Consider the following 16,248-nt stretch of genomic DNA (forward strand, 5'->3'; position numbering starts at 1 on the left):
AGCTCCGGGTCGGCCTTTGAGCTTGTAGATGCGTCCACTGCTGGTCTTTGCGGTGGCCTTCTCGGGGTCGAAAGTCGCGATGGCGGAGGTCACTCGTCCTTCGCCACTTTCGAGCGCGTAGCCGCAGAGATGGCGCTCCTGGCGCTCAGTCTCAAAGACGCTCCACGACGTCAACGTAGATGAGGGCTCGTCCGCGATAGGTGCAATTCGCCAAACTGGCATTGATGTTTTCTCCGAGAGCAAGCATCGGCTTTGCGACGCCATGAAAAGGTTGAGGGGGCGCGTCGGCAGCTTCTCGCTGTCGGTCCCGCTGCCGGCGCTTGACGCTCAGTCGCTGGCGCCGCTGCTGCCTCCTCTATGGGGTTAGATGTTCCATGGACATCCCGGAATTCGCCAGCGTTTTCGGTTACGAGTTCGAGTCAGCGTTTTTGGAGGGTTCCTACACATGGCAAGGCTGGCAGGTGCCGGTTCGATTGGAGCCATGTGTGACGGAAAAAAAAGAGAGAAGGGCCGTAGCGGCAAAGCGCCCGGGCCCGAAGGGCATCAGTGTCGATGACGTGAAGAAGGCAGTCGAAGCGCTGCAGCGGCAAGGACGCTTCGTAGGCCCCGTCAATGTCAGGCTGGAGCTAGGACGAGGGAGCTACGCGACCATCACTCGGGTGCTCCGAGAGTTGGGGCTCTCGGTGTCCTCGCAAACGAGGAAGGACAAACGTCACTGATTTCGGAGCGGCCCCTGCGGGCCGCTCCATTTGCATTTTCTTTCAGCAGGCCTGGCACGGCGCTGCGCGTGCGCTGGTCGACGGGTCGCCGGCCGGCGAGTCAGGCGATGGGCCGCTGCTTTACGCCACGTTCGGACGTCGCATAGGGATGACGTTCGACGTATCAGGCGCATCTGAGGGTTGGGCCGGCGCCGAAGACTCCATGCCGCTGCCAAGGAACATCATCGCCGACTGCTTGAGCCGCAGGCGTCCCTTGTGGCCCATCGCTTCCAGGCGATTTTCCTCGGCCTGGTCGAGGCGCTTGGCGATGGCGCTGGGCATCAGGTGCGTATAACGAGACAGGGAGCGCAAATCGCGATGTCCGCTGTACGCCTGCAAGTCCAAAACCGTCGGGAAAAGCCCCGACTCTGCGGCGCGACTGATGCCTTCGTGCCGCAGGTCATGCATGTGCAGGTCCTCGATACCGGCATCCTCGCAAATCCGATTCCATGCGTTGCACAGTTCTTTCACACCAATGTCGAAGACGAGGTCGGACGTGCGCGGCAATTGACCCAGCAACTCCAGCAGGTCGCGTCGGACGGCGAGTACGCGCGGGCGACCGTTCTTGCTGGTCGGAAGGTATGCCGTCTGTGCCTCGAAGTCGATTCGGTCCCAGAACTGCGCCAGGGCCTCCCCGCGCCGTGCCGCCGTGCCGAGGAGGTACATCACGAACGCCTCGAAAAATGGGACATGCTTGTAGCTGCCCAGGGCGGCGGCGCGCGCTTCGTCATAGGCCTCCTTGATGGTCGTCTTCTGTGCATATGTGCTGCTCTGCGTTGCGGCTACTGTCCGAGCGTGAGCCATCAGCTCTTGGGTACGCAACTCAATGGAGCGCAGTTGGTCCTCCCGGCGCGCTGCGTCCAGCAGTCGCACTTCCTCGTCGCCCTTGAGGCGGCGGTCCCGCTCGTTGAAATACTTCGGACGGCGAACGCCCTGCATGGGAGGTCGGTCCAGGTAGTAGCCCCAAGTGGAGGTCGCCACCTTGTAGACGGCTTGGAGCAGGTCCAGTTGCCGGTCTACCGTGGACGGGACGACGAACTCCAGACGGTCACGCACGAATGTCTCGATGTCTACGGGGGTCACCTCCGGCAAGGGCTTGTTCAGCCATTCCAGCGAGCCCATGGGGTGCCGATTTGCACCCAAGGGCGTGATGAAGCGGCCGAATTCCTTGAGCTCACGCTTTCGGATGTCGATGCGCTTGCGCAGTTCGTTGGTGCTATCTGCCGCCAAGGCCTTGAGGATGATGGTGTAGTTCGCGCCGCCCTTCAGGCCGGCGCACTCTTCCTCGATGTAACGCTGGATGAGCTGAGCGGTGGTGATGCCGTATGCGGCGGTGTAGTCTCGGAAGAGGCCGCGCGACTGCTGCGAATCCATTTCCTTGATGAACTGGTCAGCCTCGGTCAGGGACTCGAACGACTTGGTTTGTTCGCGATGCCCCTTGTTGCGCAGGCGTACCTGGAAGTGGCTTTCCTCTTGGCTGACGTCGACTTTGCACTTGGGATGCTGGATTTTCATCTCCTGCATGTAGGCCTTGGCGGCTTTGAGCTGGCTGAAGGAGAACTTGCGGGTCAGCTCGGGGCGTCGGGCGACAGAGATGACGTAGGGGGAGCGGTTTTGAACGGTGGCCACGGGAGTGAATCTCCAAAAAGTTACTGGAGACCCGTCTAGCGACCGGGGCGGAAAATCGCGGCGAGCTATATCGCTTCGGCGCGACCGTCAGCTTTTAAGGAAGTTGAGGAGGTGCCGCCGCGGCTCGACACGTCCGGTATGCGGCCGGCTTCGCGCGAAGCGAAGCACGGCGATGCAAAGCGAAGCGGAACGCAGCATGGCGAAGCTGCGAAATCTCACTTTTGGCGCAGATTTGGCGCAGTTGGCCCGTTTGACCCTGCTTTTTGTCGCAGGAGGGCTTGTCGCCGAAGCCTAAGTTGTTGATTTACTTAGGAAACATCTGGTCGGGGTGAGAGGATTCGAACCTCCGGCCTCTACGTCCCGAACGTAGCGCTCTACCAGGCTAAGCTACACCCCGATGGTGCTGGTTGCAAGAAAAGTGTCGTGACTGCGAGACCCTGGGGTGGGTTGTTCGTCAGGCGCGTCGCTCAAGCAACTGAGCCGCTAATTGTAGCAAAGCCGCGGAGTGCGAATTTGCAGAAAAACCACGAAGTGCGTCGATCGCGCGTTGAGCCTCGGCCGCGGCGGCGGCGCGAGTCGCCTCCAGTGCGCCCGTTTCGCGCACGATGGTCACGATCTGCGGCAGCTGCGCCGTGTCGCCGGCCTCGATGGCGCTGCGGATCAGGGCGCTCTGCTCGGGCGTTCCACGCTGCATGGCCAGGATCAGCGGCAGCGTGGTCTTGCCCTCGCGCAGGTCGTCGCCCACGTTCTTGCCGGTTTCGTTGGCGTCGCCGGCATAGTCCAGCACGTCGTCGATGACCTGGAAAGCTGTGCCCAGCGCCTGCCCGTAGTCGGCGCAGGCCTGTTCGACGGCTGCAGGTGCGCCGGCCAGCACCGCGGCCAGCCGCGTGCTGGCCTCGAACAGCTTGGCGGTCTTCGAGCGGATCACCTTCAGGTAGGCCTCTTCGTCGAGCGTGGCGTCGTGCATGTTCATCAGCTGCAGCACCTCGCCTTCGGCGATCACGTTGGTGGCGTCCGCGAGGATCTCCATCACGCGCACGTCGTTGGCATCCAGCATCATCTGGAAGGCGCGGGAATACAGGAAGTCGCCGACCAGCACGCTGGCGGGATTGCCGAAGGATTCATTGGCGGTGGGGCGGCCGCGGCGCAGCGTCGATTCGTCCACCACGTCGTCGTGCAGCAGCGTCGCCGTATGGATGAACTCCACCACGGCCGCGAGGTTGAAGCGCTGCTCGCCGCGGTAGCCGAGGGCGCCCGCCATCAGCAGCAGCAGGGCGGGGCGCAGCCGCTTGCCGCCCGCGGAGATGATGTACTTGGAGACTTGGCTCACCAGCGGCACACCGGTGTCGAGGCGGCGGGCGATCACGAGGTCGACGCCGGCCATGTCTTCGGCGATGAGGCTGAGAACGGCGGCGGCGGGAGAGGTGTCGGCGGCGTGGACTGACAAAGGGGAGGGCGCTTGCGCGCTGCAGAATGTGCGTCGATGGCGCTGGAGGCCGCAATGGCCGGGAGCCTTCGATTATAGGGAAGGCCGGGGCGTCCCGAGGCGGCGCGGGGCGCTGCCAGTGGCGTGAATCGCCCGGGATGCTATAATCTCGGGCTCTGCGGAATTCGCCGCGGAGCCATCCTATGGAGATGCCATGGGATGAACAAGATCAAGAGGTCAATATGTACGCGGTCATAAAAACCGGTGGCAAGCAGTATCGCGTTGCTTCCGGCGAAAAAATTAAAGTAGAACAGATTGCTGCGGACGTGGGCCAGGAAATCGTGATCGATCAGGTGCTCGCAGTCGGAACCGGCAGCGAAATCAAGGTCGGTACGCCCCTGGTGTCCGGCGCCACCGTCACTGTCACGGTGCTGTCCCACGGCAAGCACGACAAGGTTCGCATCTTCAAGATGCGCCGTCGCAAGCACTATCAGAAACGTCAAGGCCATCGCCAGCAGTTCACCGAACTGCAAATCGGCGCGATCGCCGGCTAAGGAGCAGATTCCATGGCACAGAAAAAAGGCGGCGGCTCAACGCGAAACGGGCGCGACTCCAAGCCCAAGATGCTCGGCGTGAAGCGCTTCGGCGGCGAACTGATCAGCGCAGGCTCGATCATCGTGCGCCAGCGCGGTACCCAGTTCCATCCCGGCGTCAACGTCGGCATCGGCAAGGACCACACGCTGTTCGCCCTGGTCGAAGGCACTGTGTCCTTCGGCACCAAGGGTGCACTGAACAAGCACACGGTCAACGTGACGCCGGCGTAAGCCAGTCACTTCGACCCGATCGGAGCCCCGCTTTGCCGGGGCTTTTTCATTTTGTAGACTGACTGACTGGACATCTCATGAAGTTCGTGGACGAAGCCTTCATCGACGTCGCCGCTGGCGACGGCGGCAACGGCTGCGTGTCGTTCCGCCATGAGAAGTACAAGGAATTCGGCGGTCCGAACGGCGGCGACGGCGGTCGCGGCGGCCATGTGTTCGCGGTCGCCGATTCGAACCTCAACACCCTGGTCGACTTCCGCTACTCGCGCCGGCACGATGCCAAGCGCGGCCAGCACGGCATGGGCTCCGACATGTTCGGTGCCGCCGGCGACGACGTCACGCTGAAGATGCCGGTAGGCACCATCATTTCCGATGCCGAGACCGGCGAGGTGCTGTACGAACTGCTGACGCCCGGCGAGGTCATCACGATCGCCAAGGGCGGCGACGGCGGCTTCGGCAACATGCGCTTCAAGAGCGCGATCAACCGTGCGCCGCGGCAGAAGACGCCGGGCTGGCCGGGCGAGAAGAAGAACCTCAAGCTCGAACTCAAGGTGCTGGCCGATGTCGGCCTCTTGGGCATGCCGAACGCCGGCAAGTCGACGCTGATCAGCGCCATCTCCAACGCCCGCCCGCGCATCGCCGACTATCCCTTCACCACCCTGCATCCGAATCTCGGCGTGGTGCGGGTCGGTCCGGAGCAGAGTTTCGTGGTGGCCGACCTGCCCGGCCTGATCGAAGGTGCCTCCGAAGGCGCCGGCCTTGGCCACCTGTTCCTGCGTCATCTGCAGCGCACCCGCCTGCTCCTGCACGTGATCGACCTGGCACCCTTCGACGAGGGCGTGGACCCGGTCGCGCAGGCCAAGGCGATCGTCGGCGAGCTCAAGAAATACGACAAGGCGCTGTACGACAAGCCGCGCTGGCTGGTGCTGAACAAGCTCGACATGGTGGCCGATGACGAACGCGCGGCGAAGGTCAAGGACTTCGTCAAGCGGCTGCGTTTCAAGGGGCCGGTGTTCGAGATCTCGGCCCTCACGCGCGAAGGCTGCGAACCGCTGGTCCAGGCGATCTACCAGCACGTCAAGGCGCAGCAGGTGGCCGAACAGCCGCCGACCGAGATCGATCCGCGTTTCCCCGACCTCCAGCAATGAGTTCAATGCAAGGTTCTGCCGTGCTGCGCGACGCGCGCCGCATCGTCGTGAAGGTGGGTTCCAGCCTGGTCACCAACGAGGGCCGCGGGCTCGACGAGAAGGCGATCGGCGAATGGTGCCGGCAGCTGGCATTGCTGGTGCGCGATGGGCGCGAGGTCGTGATGGTGTCGAGCGGCGCGATCGCCGAAGGCATGAAGCGGCTCGGCTGGCGCGTGCGCCCGCACGAGATCCACGAGCTCCAGGCTGCCGCCGCCGTCGGCCAGATGGGCCTGGCCCAGGTCTACGAAAGCAAGCTGCGCGAGAACGGCATGGGCAGCGCCCAGGTGCTGCTGACGCACGCCGACCTGGCCGATCGCGAGCGCTATCTGAACGCCCGTTCGACCCTGATGACCCTGCTCGCGCTCGGCGTGGTTCCGGTCATCAACGAGAACGACACGGTGGTCACCGACGAGATCAAGTTCGGCGACAACGACACGCTGGGGGCGCTGGTCGCCAATCTGGTGGAGGCCGACGCGCTGGTGATCCTGACCGACCAGAAGGGCCTCTACACCGCCGATCCGCGCAAGGACCCCGAGGCCCGTTTCGTCGACGAGGCGGCGGCTGGCGATCCTGCGCTCGAAGCCATGGCGGGCGGCGCGGGCAGCAGCATCGGCCGCGGCGGCATGATCACGAAGATCCTGGCTGCCAAGCGCGCTGCGGGTTCAGGGGCGTCGACCGTGATCGCCTGGGGCCGCGAGCCCGACGCGCTTCTGCGGCTGACACGCGGCGAGTCCATCGGCACGCTGCTGGTGGCGCAGACCGCCAAGCACCAGGCGCGCAAGCGCTGGATGGCCGACCACCTGCAACTGCGCGGCGCGGTCTCGGTGGATGCCGGCGCGGCGGTCAAGCTGCGCACCGAGGGCAAGAGCCTGCTGCCGATCGGCATGACCGCCGTCGAGGGCGAGTTCTCGCGTGGCGACGTGATCGCCATCCGCGATGAACGGGGCGTCGAGCTGGGGCGTGGCCTGGCCAACTATTCGAGCGTCGAGGCACGCATGCTGTGCCGCAAGCCCTCGTCGGAGTTCGAGCGCCTGCTGGGCTACGTGGCGGAGCCGGAGATGGTCCACCGCGACAACATGGTGCTGATGTACTCCTGAGACCTTGCGGGACAGACCAAGAAACTGCGTAGCAGTTTTTGCTCTGTCCTCAACTGATCAGAGTTATTCCACCTCGCGCACCGGCGCCCTGAGATAGCGCACCATCTCCCCGACCGACGCACGCGGCGCATTGCCGCGGCACAGCGCCTGGGTCGCCAGGGCCTTGGTATAGGTCGAGTTGCGATCGCCGAGGCGTTTCCATTCGGGCGCCGGCGTGAGGTCCCAGCTGCCGTTGTTGAAGCGTGCGTAGCTCTTGTACTCCGCCGTGGCGCAGCGCAGGCCCTCGTAGAAGGCATTGAAGCCGCCGCCCTCCTTGTGGGTGGCGACCACCACGTAGCGCACCACGCCGTCGTCGCTGACCTTGATGGTGCCCGGGTCGATGCCGAACTTGAGCGTCATGTAGGGCGGCATGTCGATGGCCACCAGCTTGTTCTGGTCGAAGGCCGGTGGCGGCGGCACCTCGGTTTCCTTCCAGTCGGCGTCCTTGCTGAACAGCTGCGCCTGGGCCAGCGCGGCCCCGCCCAGGGCACAGGCGAGCAGGAGGGTGCGGCTAGCGCGGAAGAGCGGACGGATCGGTCGTCGAGGCAGAATCGTTGGCAAGGTTGGCATTCGGGTTGGGATCGAAGCTGGCGCCGGGCGGCAGCTCGAAGGTCGGTTCGTGGCCCGGGCCGGGCGGATGGCGCTCGAACTCGCGGGCCCGCACATTGCTGCGCAGAAAACGGTTGCGGAAATCCTGCCGGGGCAGGTAGCGGGCGAGTTCGGTCAGCGCCATCTCGTAGACGCCGCGCTTGAATTCGACCACCACGTCGAGCGGAACCCAGTAGTCGTGCCAGCGCCAGGCGTCGAATTCCGGATGGTCGGTGGCGCGCAGGTTCAGGTCCCAGTCGTGACCCGTCAGCTGCAGCAAATACCAGATCTGCTTCTGGCCCTTGTAGTGGCCCCGTGCGTCACGGCGGATGAACCGATCCGGCACCTCGTAGCGCAACCAGTCGCGGGTACGGGCGACGATCCGCACATGCTCCGGATGGAGACCCACTTCCTCGTGCAGTTCCCGGAACATGGCTTGCTCGGGACTTTCGCCGCGATCGATGCCGCCTTGCGGAAACTGCCAGGAATGGGTGCGGATGCGTTTGCCCCAGAAAACCTGGTTTCTCTGGTTGAGCAGGATGATGCCGACGTTGGGCCTGAAGCCGTCCCGGTCGAGCATAATCAAACCCCAATTTTTTGAACTGAGTCGATTATGCATGCCGGGTTGCGCACGGCAAGCGACCGGTTCCAGGCCCCCTCAGGACCTGCCCTCCCGAGCACCCGTTTGAGCCCCCTTCGAGACCGATGAAAGCTTCCCGATTCTTTATCTCCACCCTCAAGGAAGCGCCCGCCGATGCCGAGGTCGCCAGCCACCGCCTCATGATGCGGGCCGGCATGATCAAGAAGCTGGGCACCGGTATTTATACCTACATGCCGATGGGCCTGCGCGTGATCCGCAAGGTCGAGGCCATCGTGCGCGAGGAAATGAACCGGGCCGGCGCGGTCGAGCTCGCGATGCCGGTGGTGCAGCCGGCCGAGATCTGGCAGGAGGCCGGCCGCTTCCAGGGCTACGGCCCCGAGCTGATGCGCATCAAGGACCGGCATGACCGCGACTTCGTGATCCAGCCCACCAGCGAAGAGGTGGTGACCGACATCGCGCGCCAGGAGATCCGCAGCTACAAGCAGCTGCCGAAGAATTTCTACCAGATCCAGACCAAGTTCCGGGACGAGCGCCGGCCCCGTTTCGGCCTGATGCGCGGGCGCGAGTTCATCATGAAGGACGCCTACAGCTTCGACCGCGACCTCGACGGCGCCAAGGCCAGCTACAAGATCATGTCGGACGCCTACCGGCGGGCCTTCGACCGCTTCGGGCTGCGCTACCGGGCCGTGGCGGCCGACAGCGGTGCCATCGGCGGCGACGTCAGCCAGGAGTTCCAGGTCATCGCCGCCACCGGCGAGGACGCGATCGTCTACTGCCCCGAGAGCGACTACGCCGCCAACCTGGAAAAGGCCGAGGCGCTGGCGCCAGCCGGTCCGCGTCCTGCGGGCGCCGGCGTGCTCACGAAGACGCCGACGCCCGGCAAGGCCACCTGCGAGGACGTTGCCCTGCTGCTCGGCGTGCCGCTGGCGACCACCGTGAAATCGCTGGTGCTGGCCACCGAGGAGCTGGACGACGCCGGCAATGTCAAGAAGGTCCAGGTCTGGCTGCTGCTGCTGCGCGGCGACCACGACATGAACGAGATCAAGGTGAGCAAGGTGCCGGGGCTCGACCAGGGCTTCCGCTTTGCCACCGTGGGCGAGATCGAAGAGCACTTCGGGTGCAAGCCCGGCTATCTGGGCCCGATCAACCTCAGGAAGCCCGTGAAGATCGTCGCCGACCGCGAAGTCGCGGTGATGGCCGACTGGATCTGCGGCGCCAACGAGGTCGACTTCCACCTGACCGGCGTCAATTGGGGCCGCGACCTGCCCGAGCCCGAAGCGGTGGCCGACCTGCGCAACGTGGTGGCAGGCGATCCCTCGCCCGACGGCCGCGGCCTGCTCGCGATCGAGCGCGGCATCGAGGTCGGCCACGTGTTCGTGCTCGGCACCAAGTACAGCAAGCCGATGAACGCGACCTTCCTCGACGAGGCCGGCAAGCCCCAGTTCCTGGAGATGGGCTGCTACGGCATCGGCATCACGCGGCTGCCGGCAGCCGCCATCGAGCAGAACAACGACGAGCGCGGGATCATCTGGCCCGACGCGATCGCGCCCTTCACCGTGGTGGTCTGCCCGATCGGCATGGACCGCAGCGCCGAGGTCAAGAGCGCGGCCGAAGCGCTCTACGAGCAGCTGCTGGCGGCCGGCGTCGACGTGCTGCTCGACGACCGCGGCGAGCGGCCCGGCGCGATGTTCGCCGACTGGGAGCTGATCGGCGTGCCGCACCGGGTCGTGATCTCCGACCGCGGCCTCAAGGAAGGCCAGCTGGAATACCAGCACCGCCGTGACACGGCGGCGACCAAGGTGCCGGCATCCGGCATCGCCGACTTCATCGCCGACCGGTTGTCGGCGGCCTGAGCTCCCGGCCTTGACGACTCCCGGTCTTTCCCGGCGCCAGTGCATCGCGGGTGCGGGCGCCGGTGCGCTCTCGCTGGCCCTGCCGCAGGCCGCGAGGGCCGGGGCCCAGATCGAGGAGCCGCTGATCGACTCGGTGCGCACCGCGCTCAGCTCGGCGATCCACAACAAGGCGCCGCCGATCCCGGAATTCGGCGACACCGAATCGCGCATGGCCTACTTGCGCTGGCTCGGGGCCATGAGCGAGCGGCTCAAGAAGAAGCTGCCCGACTGGCCGACCCGCAAGGAGTTCCTGCAGACCGTCTGGTATGAATCCCGCCGTTCCGGGCTCGACGTCAGCCTGGTGCTGGGGCTGGTCCAGGTCGAGAGCAACTTCCGCAAGTTCGCGGTCTCGAGCGCCGGCGCCCGGGGCTACATGCAGGTCATGCCCTTCTGGACCCGCGTGATCGGCGACAGCGATCCGTCCAAGCTGTTCCACATGCAGACCAACCTGCGCTTCGGCTGCGTCATCCTGCGCCACTACCTCGACCGCGAAAAGGGCGACCTGTTCATGACGCTGGGGCGCTACAACGGCAGCCGCGGGCGCTCGCCGTATCCGGACGCGGTGTTCGCCAATCAGCAGATCTGGGTCTTCAAGGACCGGCCGCTCGATTGAGCTCGCCCCGAGGTTGGGCTCACTGCGTGTAGCCCGCCCACCCCCTGCCGGGGGCGCAGTCAGCGGACCGGCGAAGCCGGTTCCGCGACTGCCCACCAACAGGCGGGCACTGCGCGCCGCCCAAGAACAAACCATCGCGCCGGTATTCACCGGCCGGCGCAGCCCGGCCCGTTGGTGAAACACCGCGGAACCGGCTTCGCCGGGCCGCTGGTGTTGCCCCCGGCAGGGGGTGGGCGCCCGGACACGAAGTGCCGGGCAACCTGGGGGCGAGTCAGATCTTCGTCACCATGACTTGGTCGATGCGGTAGCTGTCCACGTCCATCACCTCGAAGGTGTAGCCGGCCCAGCTCACGCTGTCGGTGCGCTTGGGCACGCGGCGCAGCATCACCATGAGGAAGCCGGCCAGCGTCTCGTACTCGTCGTCGTGCGGCAGGCTCTCGATGTCGAGCGCACGCTGCACATCCTGGATCGGGGTCACGCCGTCGATCAGCCAGGAGTTCTCGTCGCGCTTGACGATCTGCTGCTCCTCGTCCTGCAGGCCGACCAGGTCGCCCATGACCGTGCTCATGACGTCGTTGAGCGTGATGACGCCGACCACCAGGCTGTACTCGTTGACGATGATCGCGAAATCCTCGTGGGCCTGCTGGAACTGCTCCAGCACTTCGGTCAGCGAGAGGCGGTCGGGGATCACCAGCGCCTTGTGCAGCGGCAGGCCGTGGTCGAAGGACAGCGGCTGGCCGCTCAGCACGCGCTGGAACATGTCCTTGGCGTCGACGTAACCCAGCACATGGTCGATGTCGCCCGCGCACACCGGATAGGCGGAGAAGGGCTCGGCCACGATGCGCGCGCGCAGCACCGATTCGGGGTCGTCGCGCAGGAACCAGGCGATGCGGTCGCGCGAGGTCATCACGCTGCTGACCAGCCGGGTGTCGAGCTCGAAGACGTTGGCGATCACCTGCTGCTCGCGCACCGCGAGCACGCCGGCGCGGGCACCGGCCTCGGTCATCGCGAGGATGTCGGCCGAGGTGATCTTCTCGTCGCGCTGCAGCGGCATGCCGAGCAGCTTGAAGAGCAGGTCGGTCGATACCGTGAACAGCCACACCAGCGGCTTGAAGGTGGTGATCAGCACCTGCATCGGCCCGACCATGCGGACCGCCAGCAGCTCGGGGCTGCTCATGCCCAGGCGCTTGGGGAACAGGTCGGCGAAGACCAGGAACACCGAGATGATCGTCACGAAAGAAGCCAGGAAGGCGGCGGTCTTGGCCGCCTCGACGCTGAACCAGAGCTCGAACAGGCGCGCGAAGTACGGGCTCAGCGCGCCTTCGCCGACCACGCCGCCGAGGATCGCGACCGCGTTGAGGCCGATCTGCACCACGGTGAAATAGTGGCCCGGCTGCTCCTGGATGCGCATCACGCGCTCGGCGCGCAGGTCGCCTTCGTCCGCCATCTGGCGAAGCCTCAGCCGGCGCGATGCGGCCAGCGAGATTTCGGCGAGGGAGAAGAAGGCGCTGGTCGCGATCAGGGCAACGATGATCAGCAGGTTCTGGGTGAGGGTCATGGGTCGGTCGATGAAGACCGACATGGTGCCATGAGACGCAGCCGCTATTGCACGAACCCGATCCGGCTGCGGGCGGCGCTGGCGCGCGGCAGGTCCTCGACCCGCACTTCCCCGCGGCCCGCCAGCCGGGCGTTGCCGAAGCCGGTCATGAGCGCACGCCGCATCTCGCGCGGCGCCAGCGTGGCCAGCTGGTCGAGCACGTCGGCTCCGGCTTCCTCGGCCAGCAGGCGGCCCCAGTCGTGCTCGGCCCGGATCGAGACATAGAGCTGGCGCGCGATCTGGCGCGCCGCCTCGGGCGAGGGGGCCTCGATCTCGAACACGTTCATCCGGTTGAGGATCGGTTCGGGAATGCCGCGCGCGTCGTTGGCCGTCGTGATCCAGATCACCTGGCTGGCATCGATCGCCACCTCGGCGAATTCGTCGACGAAGGCGTGCGCGGTGTCGTGCTCCAGCAGGTTGTAGAGCGCGCCCAGCGGGTCGTACTGGCTGTCGGCACCGGCCTTGTCGATCTCGTCGACCACCATCACCGGGTTGGCGTACTGGCCCTCGACCAGTGTCTCGAACACCTTGCCGGGCTTGGAGCCCTTCCATTGCGATGAAGCCCCGGAGAGCAGCCAGCCTGCGGTCATCGAGTTCATCGGCACCAGCGACATGCCGGTCCCCAGCAGCTCGGCGAGCTTCTTGGCGAAATGGGTCTTGCCGATGCCGGGCGGCCCGAGCAGCAGCATCGGCGTGACCTCGAGCCCGTCGCGGCTGTCCTGCGCCAGCGCGACATGGCGGCGCACGTCGTCGAGCACCTCGGTGAAGTTGGGCAACTGGGCGTAGAGCGCAGCCATCTCCGGCACGCCGCTGGGCTTGACCTGGAAGCGGTCGGGTCCGCGCTCGAGCATGCGCTCGTAGGTCGTGCGAAGGTGTTCGTGCTCGCGCTCGGGGAGCTTGGCGAGCTTGCGCTCGACGTCGTGCGTCTGGAACACGCTGCGCAGGTGGGCGACCGGCAGCTGGAAAGTCGGCGACGCGGGGACGAGACTGCGGGAATCCATGGACACCTCCGGTTTCGAACACTCTTTGGACAGCATAAGCCGTGCCCGGGTTCGCCGAATGTCTACGTTTTCTCGCTTTGGCGTGTTTTGCGGATCTGTCGCTGGGCGGTCACACGCCGCCGTGGGGGTGGGTCGGATCGACCCACAGCACGGATTCCGGCTTCTCGACCGGCTCGATGTCGAGGTTCACCGCCACCGCCTGGCCGTCGCTGCGGCACAGCACGCACTCGAGCGCCTCGGTCGGGCTGGCGTTGATTTCCTGGTGCGGCACGTAGGGCGGCACGTAGATGAAATCGCCGGGCCCGGCCTCGGCGGTGAATTCGAGCTGCTCGCCCCAGCGCATTCGGGCCCGGCCGCGCACCACGTAGATCACGGACTCGAGATGCCCGTGGTGGTGGGCGCCGGTCTTGGCATTGGCGTGGATGGTGACCGTGCCGGCCCAGAGCTTCTGCGCTCCGACCCGCGCGAAATTGATCGCGGCGGCCCGGTTCATGCCGGGCGTCTGGGCCGTGTGGGGGTCGAGCTGGTCGCCCGGGATCACGCGCACGCCGTCGTGCTTCCACGCCGGCTCGGCGTGGCCGTGATCCGCGTGGTCGTGGCTCATGACCGGGAGCGGGTCAGGCGGGGTTGCTGTTCAGCATCTGCTGCAGTTCGCCCGATTCGTACATCTCCATCAGGATGTCCGAGCCGCCGACGAATTCGCCCTTGATGTAGAGCTGGGGGATGGTCGGCCAGTTGCTGTATTCCTTGATGCCCTGGCGCACTTCTGCGTCGTCCAGCACATTGACGGTCTTGAGCGTGCGGGTGTCGACCCCGACGGCCTTGAGGATCTGGATCGCACGGCCCGAGAAGCCGCACATCGGGAAACTGGCATTGCCCTTCATGAAGAGCACGAGGTCGTTGCTCTTGACGAGTTCGTCGATGCGCTGCTGGGTATCGGACATGGGGGACTCCTGAAAATTGGACTGGGCGGATTATTTCACTGTGCGCCAGATTCCGCCCGAGCAACGCGCGATGCCGGCGAGGTCGTCGCGGCTTTGGACTTCGGCGAAGCCGCGTCCGCCCAGCAGCCGCCGTACCGCGTCGGCCTGGTCGTGGCCGTGTTCGAGCAGCAGCCAGCCGCCGTCCTGCAGATGATCCGGGGCCGCCTGGACGATGCGGCGGATGTCGTCCAGTCCGTCGAGGCCGGACACCAGGGCCTGCAGCGGCTCGTGGCGCAGGGCGGCCAGGTGCGGATCGCCGGTCACGATGTAGGGCGGGTTCGAGACGATCAGGTCCAGCCCGCGCTCGGCGCCCGCCAGCCAGTCGCCCTGGGCGAAGCGCACGGCAAGACCGAGCCGTGCCGCATTGGCGCGGGCCACCGCCAGCGCGTCGGCGCTGGCATCGACCGCCGCCACCCGGGCGTCGGGCCGCCGGTGCTGGATCGCCAGCGCGATCGCGCCGCTGCCGGTGCCGAGGTCGAGCACGGCCGGGGCCGACCGGCCGTCCAGGCATTGCAGCGCCCATTCGACCAGCGTCTCGGTGTCGGGCCGCGGCACCAGGACGCGGGCGTCGACCTGCAGGCCGAGACCGTGGAACTCCTTCTCGCCGACCAGGTAGGCCACCGGCTCGCCGGCCAGCCGGTGGCGGCACAGGTGCTCGAAGCGGGACCAGATGCCCTCGTCCAGCGTGTCGGTGTCATGGGCCAGCAGCCAGGCCCGTTCGCTGGCGGCACGGCCCAAGGCGTGCAGCAGCAGCAGCTGGGCATCGAGCCGGTCGAGGCCGAGGGCGGCCGCCGCCGCCAGCATCCGGGTCGGGGTCGAGGGCCGGTGTTCTGGCGAATGGGTCACGTGGGCAGGCTGGCTTCGAGTTCGGCCAGCTGCTCGGCCTCGCGCGCCGCCTGCAGCGCCGCCAGCACGTCGCCGAGGTCGCCTTCCATGATCGCCAACAGCTTGTAGAGCGTCAGGTTGATGCGGTGGTCGGTGAGCCGGCCCTGCGGGAAGTTGTAGGTGCGGATGCGGTCCGAGCGGTCGCCGGTGCCGATCAGGCCCTTGCGCATGGCGGCGTCCTTGGCGGCGCGCTCGCTGCGGTCCTTCTCCTGGATCCGCGCCGAGAGCACCTGCAGCGCCTTGGCCTTGTTGCGGTGCTGGCTGCGGTCGTCCTGGCATTCGGCCACGATGCCGGTCGGGATGTGCGTGATGCGCACTGCCGAGTCGGTCTTGTTGATGTGCTGGCCGCCGGCTCCGCTGGCCCGGTAGGTGTCGATGCGCAGGTCGGCCGGGTTGATCTGCACCGCCTGGGCCTCGTCGGGCTCGGCCAGCACGGCGACCGTGCAGGCGCTGGTGTGGATGCGGCCCTGGGTCTCGGTGGCCGGCACCCGCTGGACGCGGTGGCCGCCGGACTCGAAGCGCAGTTTGCCGAACACCTCGTCGCCGACGACGCGGATCACCACTTCCTTGTAGCCGCCGAGCTCGCTCTCGCTCTCGCTGACGATTTCGCAGCGCCAGCCCGCGCGCTCCGCGTAGCGCGTGTACATGCGCAGCAGGTCGCCGGCGAAGAGCGCCGATTCGTCGCCGCCGGTGCCGGCGCGGATTTCGAGGAAGGCATTGCGGGCGTCGTCGGGGTCCTTGGGCAGCAGCAGGCGCTGCAGCTCGTCCTCGATCTGCAACAGCTCGGCTTCGGCGCTGGCGATCTCCTCCTGCGCCATCTCGGCCATCTCGGGCTCTTCGAGCATCTCGCGGGCGCCGGCCAGGTCGGCCTCGCGCTGCAGGTAGCGGCTGTAGCGGCCGGCGACCTGCGTCACCTCGGCATGCTCGCGCGAGATGGTGCGGTACTGTGCCATGTCGGACATGATGTCCTCGCGCGAGAGCAGGAAGTCGAGTTCGCCGAGGCGTTGCGCATAGCGCTCGAGTTGGTGACGCAGGAAGGGTTTCACGGTGGGCGGGACGAGGCGGTGGAAGGAGCGCAGCCGGCGGTGCGGCGTGCGGGCGTGGCAGCGCATGGCGCCGCCGGAGCGACCA

General features: G+C 66.4%; 17 protein-coding genes and 1 tRNA gene. 7 read left to right on the top strand and 11 right to left on the bottom strand.

Annotated features, from left to right (window positions below; all coding sequences use genetic code 11):
- Window positions 1–374: 374 nt before the first annotated feature.
- Window positions 375–719 carry a DNA-binding protein gene (locus tag QTI45_RS10550; protein WP_286654299.1) on the top strand — a complete coding sequence of 115 codons (345 nt, stop codon included), beginning with the start codon at window positions 375–377 and terminating at the stop codon, window positions 717–719.
- Between the two features lie 120 nt (window positions 720–839).
- Here QTI45_RS10550 and QTI45_RS10555 read toward each other — a convergent pair whose 3' ends face one another.
- The 3 genes from QTI45_RS10555 to QTI45_RS10565 form a co-directional block, all read right to left on the bottom strand.
- Window positions 840–2,387 (bottom strand): site-specific integrase, encoded by a 1,548-nt coding sequence (locus QTI45_RS10555; protein WP_286654300.1) that lies wholly within the window; start codon window positions 2,385–2,387, stop codon window positions 840–842.
- Window positions 2,388–2,707: 320 nt separating this feature from the next.
- A tRNA-Pro gene (locus QTI45_RS10560) sits at window positions 2,708–2,784 on the bottom strand.
- Between the two features lie 57 nt (window positions 2,785–2,841).
- The gene (locus QTI45_RS10565; RefSeq protein ID WP_286369135.1) at window positions 2,842–3,834 is read right to left on the bottom strand and encodes a polyprenyl synthetase family protein; all 993 of its coding nucleotides are present in this window, start codon (window positions 3,832–3,834) and stop codon (window positions 2,842–2,844) included.
- Between the two features lie 221 nt (window positions 3,835–4,055).
- Here QTI45_RS10565 and rplU point away from each other — a divergent pair, with 221 nt between their 5' ends.
- The 4 genes from rplU to proB all read left to right on the top strand — a co-directional run bounded on the left by rplU (window position 4,056) and on the right by proB (window position 6,918).
- Window positions 4,056–4,367 carry a 50S ribosomal protein L21 gene (rplU, locus tag QTI45_RS10570; protein ID WP_286369298.1) on the top strand — a complete coding sequence of 104 codons (312 nt, stop codon included), beginning with the start codon at window positions 4,056–4,058 and terminating at the stop codon, window positions 4,365–4,367.
- A 12-nt stretch (window positions 4,368–4,379) separates the two neighbouring features.
- Window positions 4,380–4,637 carry a 50S ribosomal protein L27 gene (gene rpmA / locus QTI45_RS10575; RefSeq protein ID WP_286369136.1) on the top strand — a complete coding sequence of 86 codons (258 nt, stop codon included), beginning with the start codon at window positions 4,380–4,382 and terminating at the stop codon, window positions 4,635–4,637.
- Between the two features lie 77 nt (window positions 4,638–4,714).
- The gene (gene cgtA, locus QTI45_RS10580; RefSeq protein WP_286369137.1) at window positions 4,715–5,782 is read left to right on the top strand and encodes an Obg family GTPase CgtA; all 1,068 of its coding nucleotides are present in this window, start codon (window positions 4,715–4,717) and stop codon (window positions 5,780–5,782) included.
- Window positions 5,779–6,918, top strand: coding sequence for a glutamate 5-kinase (proB, locus tag QTI45_RS10585; RefSeq protein WP_286654301.1), 1,140 nt, complete (start codon window positions 5,779–5,781; stop codon window positions 6,916–6,918). The genes cgtA and proB overlap by 4 nt, the downstream gene beginning before the upstream one ends.
- 63 nt (window positions 6,919–6,981) lie before the next feature.
- Here proB and QTI45_RS10590 read toward each other — a convergent pair whose 3' ends face one another.
- Both QTI45_RS10590 and QTI45_RS10595 read right to left on the bottom strand, forming a co-directional pair.
- Entirely contained in the window at window positions 6,982–7,527 is a 546-nt protein-coding gene (locus QTI45_RS10590) for a CNP1-like family protein (protein WP_444813263.1), read from the bottom strand.
- Window positions 7,469–8,125: an RNA pyrophosphohydrolase gene (locus QTI45_RS10595; protein WP_286369299.1), complete on the bottom strand. Its 657-nt coding sequence runs from the start codon at window positions 8,123–8,125 to the stop codon at window positions 7,469–7,471. Before QTI45_RS10595 ends, QTI45_RS10590 begins: the two co-directional genes overlap by 59 nt.
- A gap of 125 nt (window positions 8,126–8,250) precedes the next feature.
- On the opposite strand from QTI45_RS10595, the gene QTI45_RS10600 reads away from it, so the two are divergent.
- Both QTI45_RS10600 and QTI45_RS10605 read left to right on the top strand, forming a co-directional pair.
- Window positions 8,251–9,999: a proline--tRNA ligase gene (locus QTI45_RS10600; RefSeq protein ID WP_286654303.1), complete on the top strand. Its 1,749-nt coding sequence runs from the start codon at window positions 8,251–8,253 to the stop codon at window positions 9,997–9,999.
- Window positions 10,000–10,009: 10 nt separating this feature from the next.
- Complete coding sequence (locus QTI45_RS10605) at window positions 10,010–10,651, top strand: lytic transglycosylase domain-containing protein (protein WP_444813121.1); 642 nt, start codon at window positions 10,010–10,012, stop codon at window positions 10,649–10,651.
- A gap of 271 nt (window positions 10,652–10,922) precedes the next feature.
- On the opposite strand, the gene paeA is transcribed toward QTI45_RS10605, so the two are convergent.
- From paeA to prfA, 6 genes are all read right to left on the bottom strand, one after another.
- On the bottom strand, window positions 10,923–12,209 hold the full coding sequence (gene paeA, locus QTI45_RS10610; RefSeq protein WP_286369141.1) for a polyamine export protein PaeA: 1,287 nt from the start codon (window positions 12,207–12,209) through the stop codon (window positions 10,923–10,925).
- Window positions 12,210–12,253: 44 nt separating this feature from the next.
- Complete coding sequence (locus QTI45_RS10615) at window positions 12,254–13,249, bottom strand: AAA family ATPase (RefSeq protein WP_286369142.1); 996 nt, start codon at window positions 13,247–13,249, stop codon at window positions 12,254–12,256.
- Window positions 13,250–13,358: 109 nt separating this feature from the next.
- Window positions 13,359–13,853: a cupin domain-containing protein gene (locus tag QTI45_RS10620; protein ID WP_286369143.1), complete on the bottom strand. Its 495-nt coding sequence runs from the start codon at window positions 13,851–13,853 to the stop codon at window positions 13,359–13,361.
- Window positions 13,854–13,866: 13 nt separating this feature from the next.
- Window positions 13,867–14,193, bottom strand: coding sequence for a Grx4 family monothiol glutaredoxin (gene grxD, locus QTI45_RS10625; RefSeq protein WP_286369144.1), 327 nt, complete (start codon window positions 14,191–14,193; stop codon window positions 13,867–13,869).
- Window positions 14,194–14,223: 30 nt separating this feature from the next.
- A complete protein-coding gene (gene prmC / locus QTI45_RS10630) occupies window positions 14,224–15,036 on the bottom strand; it encodes a peptide chain release factor N(5)-glutamine methyltransferase (RefSeq protein WP_286369301.1) in 813 nt (270 codons plus the stop codon).
- Window positions 15,037–15,074: 38 nt separating this feature from the next.
- Window positions 15,075–16,163: a peptide chain release factor 1 gene (prfA, locus tag QTI45_RS10635; RefSeq protein ID WP_286369302.1), complete on the bottom strand. Its 1,089-nt coding sequence runs from the start codon at window positions 16,161–16,163 to the stop codon at window positions 15,075–15,077.
- Between the last annotated feature and the right edge of the window lie 85 nt (window positions 16,164–16,248).

Origin of the sequence: Variovorax saccharolyticus, assembly GCF_030316765.1 — a bacterium.
GTDB classification, from domain to species: Bacteria; Pseudomonadota; Gammaproteobacteria; order Burkholderiales; family Burkholderiaceae_C; genus Variovorax; species Variovorax saccharolyticus.

Excerpts from the sequence above, each read along its gene's own strand:
- QTI45_RS10590 (WP_444813263.1), bottom strand. The coding sequence starts at position 7,527 with ATGCCAACCTTGCCAACGATTCTGCCTCGACGACCGATCCGTCCGCTC.
- prmC (WP_286369301.1), bottom strand. The coding sequence starts at position 15,036 with ATGCTGGCGGCGGCGGCCGCCCTCGGCCTCGACCGGCTCGATGCCCAG.
- rplU (WP_286369298.1), top strand. The coding sequence starts at position 4,056 with ATGTACGCGGTCATAAAAACCGGTGGCAAGCAGTATCGCGTTGCTTCC.
- rpmA (WP_286369136.1), top strand. The coding sequence starts at position 4,380 with ATGGCACAGAAAAAAGGCGGCGGCTCAACGCGAAACGGGCGCGACTCC.
- cgtA (WP_286369137.1), top strand. The coding sequence starts at position 4,715 with ATGAAGTTCGTGGACGAAGCCTTCATCGACGTCGCCGCTGGCGACGGC.
- QTI45_RS10595 (WP_286369299.1), bottom strand. The coding sequence starts at position 8,125 with ATGCTCGACCGGGACGGCTTCAGGCCCAACGTCGGCATCATCCTGCTC.
- grxD (WP_286369144.1), bottom strand. The coding sequence starts at position 14,193 with ATGTCCGATACCCAGCAGCGCATCGACGAACTCGTCAAGAGCAACGAC.
- QTI45_RS10600 (WP_286654303.1), top strand. The coding sequence starts at position 8,251 with ATGAAAGCTTCCCGATTCTTTATCTCCACCCTCAAGGAAGCGCCCGCC.
- paeA (WP_286369141.1), bottom strand. The coding sequence starts at position 12,209 with ATGACCCTCACCCAGAACCTGCTGATCATCGTTGCCCTGATCGCGACC.
- QTI45_RS10550 (WP_286654299.1), top strand. The coding sequence starts at position 375 with ATGGACATCCCGGAATTCGCCAGCGTTTTCGGTTACGAGTTCGAGTCA.
- QTI45_RS10620 (WP_286369143.1), bottom strand. The coding sequence starts at position 13,853 with ATGAGCCACGACCACGCGGATCACGGCCACGCCGAGCCGGCGTGGAAG.
- QTI45_RS10615 (WP_286369142.1), bottom strand. The coding sequence starts at position 13,249 with ATGGATTCCCGCAGTCTCGTCCCCGCGTCGCCGACTTTCCAGCTGCCG.
- proB (WP_286654301.1), top strand. The coding sequence starts at position 5,779 with ATGAGTTCAATGCAAGGTTCTGCCGTGCTGCGCGACGCGCGCCGCATC.